The sequence below is a fragment of the Nocardia sp. NPDC058658 genome (assembly GCF_042716665.1).
Lineage (GTDB): Bacteria > Actinomycetota > Actinomycetes > Mycobacteriales > Mycobacteriaceae > Nocardia.
On record NZ_JBHXRR010000049.1, the window covers coordinates 1 to 5,624 of the forward strand.

General features: G+C 68.8%; 6 protein-coding genes. All 6 read left to right on the forward strand.

The features are described 5' to 3' along the window. Positions 1 to 89 precede the first annotated feature (89 nt). The 6 genes from ACFWUP_RS31200 (at position 90) to ACFWUP_RS31225 (ending at position 5,416) form a co-directional block, all read left to right on the forward strand. Positions 90 to 641 (forward strand): pyridoxamine 5'-phosphate oxidase family protein, encoded by a 552-nt coding sequence (locus ACFWUP_RS31200; RefSeq protein ID WP_379239581.1) that lies wholly within the window; start codon positions 90 to 92, stop codon positions 639 to 641. Positions 642 to 770: 129 nt separating this feature from the next. Beyond that, the gene (locus ACFWUP_RS31205) at positions 771 to 1,685 is read left to right on the forward strand and encodes an alpha/beta hydrolase (RefSeq protein ID WP_379239582.1); all 915 of its coding nucleotides are present in this window, start codon (positions 771 to 773) and stop codon (positions 1,683 to 1,685) included. A gap of 185 nt (positions 1,686 to 1,870) precedes the next feature. After that, positions 1,871 to 2,407, forward strand: coding sequence for a bifunctional adenosylcobinamide kinase/adenosylcobinamide-phosphate guanylyltransferase (locus ACFWUP_RS31210; RefSeq protein ID WP_379239583.1), 537 nt, complete (start codon positions 1,871 to 1,873; stop codon positions 2,405 to 2,407). Between the two features lie 76 nt (positions 2,408 to 2,483). After that, positions 2,484 to 3,551: a nicotinate-nucleotide--dimethylbenzimidazole phosphoribosyltransferase gene (cobT, locus tag ACFWUP_RS31215; RefSeq protein WP_379239584.1), complete on the forward strand. Its 1,068-nt coding sequence runs from the start codon at positions 2,484 to 2,486 to the stop codon at positions 3,549 to 3,551. 271 nt (positions 3,552 to 3,822) lie between these two features. Beyond that, on the forward strand, positions 3,823 to 4,569 hold the full coding sequence (locus ACFWUP_RS31220) for an adenosylcobinamide-GDP ribazoletransferase (protein WP_379239586.1): 747 nt from the start codon (positions 3,823 to 3,825) through the stop codon (positions 4,567 to 4,569). A 133-nt stretch (positions 4,570 to 4,702) separates the two neighbouring features. Then, positions 4,703 to 5,416 (forward strand): MBL fold metallo-hydrolase, encoded by a 714-nt coding sequence (locus ACFWUP_RS31225; RefSeq protein WP_379239585.1) that lies wholly within the window; start codon positions 4,703 to 4,705, stop codon positions 5,414 to 5,416. Positions 5,417 to 5,624: the final 208 nt, after the last annotated feature.

A 5,624-nucleotide genomic window follows, 5' to 3' on the forward strand; every position in this document is an offset into this window, starting at 1 on the left:
TCGAGTGGCTCGCGCTACAGGCCATGCACCCGCCGAGACCGAGAGGTCACAACCCTAACTGTTAGGGCTGCGGAAAGGATGGTGCCCTAGTGAGCACCGAACCCGGCCCCGCCGAAGTCCAGGAAGCGATCATCGAACTGCTGCGCACCGAGGAACTCGCTGTGCTGGCCACCATCGACGAGCACGGCGCACCGTCCACCTCGGCCATGCACATCGCCGCCGACGGCCTCATCGCCTACATGCACACCTTTCAGTTCAATCGCAAACACGCTCAGATGCAACAGAATCCGAATGTCAGCTACGTGGTGAGCCATATCCCGCCCGGCGGATTCGCGGGCAGGCACGCCATTCATTCGGTGCAGATCCAAGGCAAGGCCACCCTCGTCACCGATCCCGAGGAGATCCAGCGGGCGGTCACCGTGAGCTTCGAGCAATTCCCGTGGCTCGCCGATATGTCGCTCTACGACAATGTCAAACTCCCCGACCAAGGGCAGCAGGTGTTCTATCGCATCGAACCGATCCGAGGACTGTGGGCCGATCACCGGGTGCGCCAGCTCTGGCGGGTATTCCTGGAATTCAGCTACGACGGGCGCACCATCACCGATTGCCGTCCCTATCATTCGGCGCGGCGCAGTGGCTGAATCACCTTGTGAAGCAACACAGTCGCACTTGACGCTAGTCGCTGAAACTGATCAGCTGGACGGGTGTTTCGCAACGGGTGGGGAAATATTCGTCGGCTGAGTCGAGCTCTCACGATCGCTACGGCGGCCGTGGTCGTGTTGTCCGTCGGCACGACCACGGCCGTCGCCGCGCCGATCGCGGCGCCCGTGATGCGCACGCCCGCAGGCGGTTTCGAGGAACTGTTCGTGCCGTCGAGCATGGGCCCGATCAAGGTCCAGGTGCAGTGGGCCGCACGCGGCGGCAGCTCAGCGCTGTACCTGCTCGACGGCCTGCGCGCCCCCGGCGACCACAGTCAGTGGACCACCGACACCGACGCGCTGCGCCAATTCGCCGGTGACGACGTCACTGTGGTGTTCCCCGTCGGCGGGCACTCCAGTTTCTACACCGACTGGTACCGCCCCAGCAGCACCAACGGGCAGAAGACCACCTACAAGTGGGAGACGTTCCTCACCCGCGAGCTGCCCGATTTCCTTGCCGGATACGGGGTTTCGCGCACCAACAACGCGATCGTCGGCACCTCCATGGGTGGCAATGCCGCCTTGATCCTCGCGGCCCACCACCGCGACCAGTTCCGCTTCGCCGGTTCGTTCTCCGGTTTCGTCAACCCCACCTACCCGATGTGGAACGAGGCCATGCGCGCCGCCATGCGCGACGAGGGCAACTTCAACGTCGACGACATGTGGGGGCCGGCGAGCGACCCCGCCTGGGCCCGCAACGACGCGACCGTCCAGGCCGAACGCCTGCGCGGCCTGCCCCTCTACGTCACCACCGGAAACGGCATCCCCGGCGCCGCCGACGTCCCCTACGGCCTCGCCAACACCCTCAATGCCATGAGCCTCGAGGCGATGACGGTGGTCGCGGCGGGCATCTTCCGCGACCGGGCCACCGCGCTGGGCATCTCCGCGCGCGTCGACATCGTCAACGGCACCCACAACTGGCCGTACTGGCAGCAGGCGCTGACGAACGCGCGGCCGATGGTGTTGGACGCGCTCGGGGTGCGCTGACCGCACACAAGTCGGCGAATCCGGAACGATTCCGACCGTCACGTCGGTCTGTGAACGATCAGCGCGGTCACACCGAGTGCCACCGAGCCGACTACCTGCCACCGCCCGCCCCGCCACGCACGAAACCCACGCGGTTCCCACGACCGACAGAAGTCGTGGGTAGGTGGACGCGCTACCGTGCTCGAATGCCGCCTACCGCATGCCCGCCCCGCACCTTGGTTCTCGGCGGTGCCCGCTCCGGTAAGTCCGCCTTCGCCGAGGAACTCCTCTCCGACGCGCCCGCTGTCCGCTACCTCGCGACCGCGATCCTCGACCCCGCTGACCACGACTTCGCCGACCGGATCGCCGTCCATCGCAACCGCCGTCCCGCGCACTGGTCGACCGTCGAGAACACCGAGCCCGCAACAGTTCTCGCCACCGAGGCCCCCGCGACGCTGCTCGACGACATCGGCACCTGGCTCACCACGCGGCTCGACGCACGCCAGGCTTGGGACGCACCGCGCGGCACCGTCACCCCCGATTGCGATGCGCTCGTCGAGGCCGTCGAGGCGTACGGGCAGCGGCTGGTGATCGTGTCGCCCGAGGTGGGGATGGGTGTCATTCCGGCGACCCGGTCGGGGCGACTGTTCCGCGACGAGATCGGCACACTGAACCAGCGTCTCGCACAAGCCTGCGACGAGGCGTACCTGATCGTCGCCGGGCTGCCCGTTCGACTGAAGTGAGCCGGGTCGGTCGCCGCCGCGCACCGCGATCCGGGCAAGATGGGCGTCGAACACCCCACTTCCGAAAGGCTTGCCAGTGACGCACGGATTCGACCCGGTCGTGGCCCCGGACGCGCAGGTGCGCGTGGCGGCCGAGCAGCGCCAGACGCAGCTCACGAAACCGGCCGGATCGCTGGGACGGCTCGAGGAACTCGGCAACTGGGTCGCCGCCTGCCAGGGCGTGTGCCCGCCCAACCAGTTCGAACGGGCCCGCGTGGTGTTGTTCGCCGGTGATCACGGCGTCGCAAAGCACGGTGTTTCGGCGTATCCGAGCGAAGTCACCGCGCAGATGGTGGCCAATTTCCTGGCCGGTGGTGCCGCCGTGAACGCACTCGCCGCCGTGGCGGGCGCGACCGTACGGGTCGTCGACATCGCCGTCGACGCGGACACCGATCCGTCGATTTCCCAGCACAAGGTGCGCCGCTCGAGCGGCGCCATCGACCGCGAGGACGCCCTCACCGAAGCCGAGGTCACCGCCGCACTGGCCGCGGGCCGCGCGATCGCCGACGAGGAGATCGACTCCGGCGCCGACCTGCTCATCGCCGGTGACATGGGCATCGGCAACACCACCCCCGCCACCGTCCTGATCGCCACCCTCACCGGCACCGAACCCGTCGCCGCCGTCGGCCGCGGCACCGGCGTCGACGACCGGGGCTGGATCCGCAAGGTCGCCGCCATCCGCGACGGCATGCGCCGCGCCCGCCCCATCGCCGCCGACCCCGTCGACCTGCTCCGCGTCGCCGCTGGCGCCGACTTCGCCGCGATGACCGGTTTCCTCGCCCAGGCCGCCATCCGCCGCACCCCCGTCCTGCTCGACGGCGTCGTGGTCACCGCCGCGGCCCTGGTCGCCGAGGACATCGCCGCAGGCGCGAAAGCCTGGTGGCTTCCTGCCCACCGCTCCACCGAACCCGCCCACGACCTCGCCCTGAAGCACCTGCGTCTCACCCCACTGATCGACCTCGAGATGCGCCTCGGCGAAGGCTCCGGCGCCCTGACCGCCCTGCCGATCCTGCGCGCCGCCGTCGCCACCCTCACCGAAATGTCGACCTTCGCCGACGCGGGCGTGAGCACGTCGGCCGAGGACACCGTCGACCTGGCCAAGTGAACAAGCTGTGCGCTGCGGGCGAGCGGACCCTACCTGTCCCGCGTGGTGAAAGCGCCGACCGACTGCGAGCGCTCCCGACTCTGATCGCCCCCTCGAACGCCGCACCGGCCACGTGGACGCCCCGGTCGAGCATGCATATCGAACCGGCCACTGCTGCGGTCGAATTCGATCGACCACGCGACCCATCATGCGGCCTCACCGATCGACGCGCCGCCTGCCACGAACTGAGTGCCACGACACGACGCCCAGACGCCGGATGGGCGACCCGGTCATGAACGCGCTGCGCCTGGCGATCTCCTGGCTCACGGTCGCGCCGGTGCCGGGCCCTGCGAAGGTCGACCGGCAGACCGCTGGCCACGCGATCACCGTTGCCCCAGTGGTCGGCATCGGCCTGGGAGCGGTCGCGGCGGCTGGGTTGTGGCTGCTGGTCAGCGCGGGCATGACCACTCTGCTCGCCGGTCTGCTCGCCGTCGGCCTCCTCGCGTTGCTCACCCGAGGTATGCACCTGGACGGTCTCGCCGACACCGTCGACGGACTCGGCAGCTACGGCCCACCACAGCGCGCCCGCGAGATCATGAAGTCCGGCGGGGCGGGCCCGTTCGGCGTCGCCGCTCTGATCTTCGCCATCGCGATCCAATCGGTGGCGTTCGCGACGCTGACCGAGCAACACCGCTGGCTCGCGATCGTCCTCGCCGTCGCCGCGGGCCGAATCGCCGTCGTGCTGGCCTGCCGGGGTACCGCCGCCGCCCCCGGCGCGGGATTCGGCGCCTTGGTCGCGGACACTCAACCGCGCGCCGCCGTGCTGATCTGGCCCGCACTCGCCATCGTCGCCGCAATCTGGGCGGTACCGAACAGCCCCTGGCTCGGCCCCGTTGTCGTGCTGGCCGCCCTCGCGCTGACCGTCGCGATCACCCGCCACTGCGCCCGTCGTTTCGAAGGCCTCTCCGGGGATGTCCTCGGCGCGGTCGTCGAGATCACTGTGTCGGTGACCGCAGCGGGCTACTCGCTGGCGTTTTAGCTGGTCACGCGACAACCGCAAACTCGCACTGGTCACAAGTCCAAGATGTTGGCGGCTGTGTGGTCCCACAGACCGTCCGGTCAACGGTACTCGGGTGCGTCGCCAGCACACCGGTGGCAATAGGGTGGAGCGCATGTCATCCGAGCGCCTCTACTTCCGCCAACTGCTGTCCGGCCGGGATTACGCCGTCGGCGATCCGATCGCGACACAGATGCGCAACTTCGCGTACCTGATCGGCGATCGGGAGACCGGCGAGACCCTCCTGGTCGACCCCGCCTACCAGGCGGCCGACCTGGTCGACGTCGCGGCGGCCGATGGCATGCGCGTGTCCGGGGTGCTCGCCACCCACCACCACCCCGACCACGTCGGCGGCACCATGCTCGGCTTCACCCTCGGCGGGGTGGCCGAACTGCTCGAGAAGACCAACGTGCCCGTGCACGTCAACAAGCACGAACTCGACTGGGTGGCCCAGACCACCGGCATCGCCCCCAGCGAGCTCACCGGCCACGACCACGGCGACAAAGTGAAGGTCGGCGCCTTCGACATCGAGTTACTGCACACCCCCGGCCACACCCCCGGCAGCCAGTGCTTCCTGTTCGACGGCCGCCTCATCTCCGGCGACACTCTGTTCGTAGACGGCTGCGGCCGCACCGACTTCCCCGGCGGCAACACCGACGACATGTTCAGAAGCCTCCAACAACTAGCCGCCCTCGACGGCAACCCCGTCGTCTACCCCGGCCACTGGTACTCCGAAGCACCAAGCGCCGCACTGTCCTCCGTCCGCGACAGCAACTACGTCCTCCGCCCGAAGTCCCTCGGCGAATGGCAAGCACTCATGCCGGGATAACACACCCCGCAAAACCAAAACCAAACCCCGCCATGCCCGCACCCCCAGCCCCGCAAACCAAACCCCGCCATGCCCGCACCCCCAGCCCCGCAAACCAAACCCCGCCATAACCGCACTCCCAACCCCCACGCCCGACCCCTGGGGAGGGTCGCCGCGAAGCGGCGTAGCGGCCCGGCCGCGAGTTAGCCGCCGTTGCGCATGCGCGAAG

Coding starts and splice junctions, on each gene's coding strand:
- ACFWUP_RS31210 (WP_379239583.1), top strand. CDS start 1,871: ATGCCGCCTACCGCATGCCCGCCCCGCACCTTGGTTCTCGGCGGTGCC.
- ACFWUP_RS31220 (WP_379239586.1), top strand. CDS start 3,823: ATGAACGCGCTGCGCCTGGCGATCTCCTGGCTCACGGTCGCGCCGGTG.
- ACFWUP_RS31225 (WP_379239585.1), top strand. CDS start 4,703: ATGTCATCCGAGCGCCTCTACTTCCGCCAACTGCTGTCCGGCCGGGAT.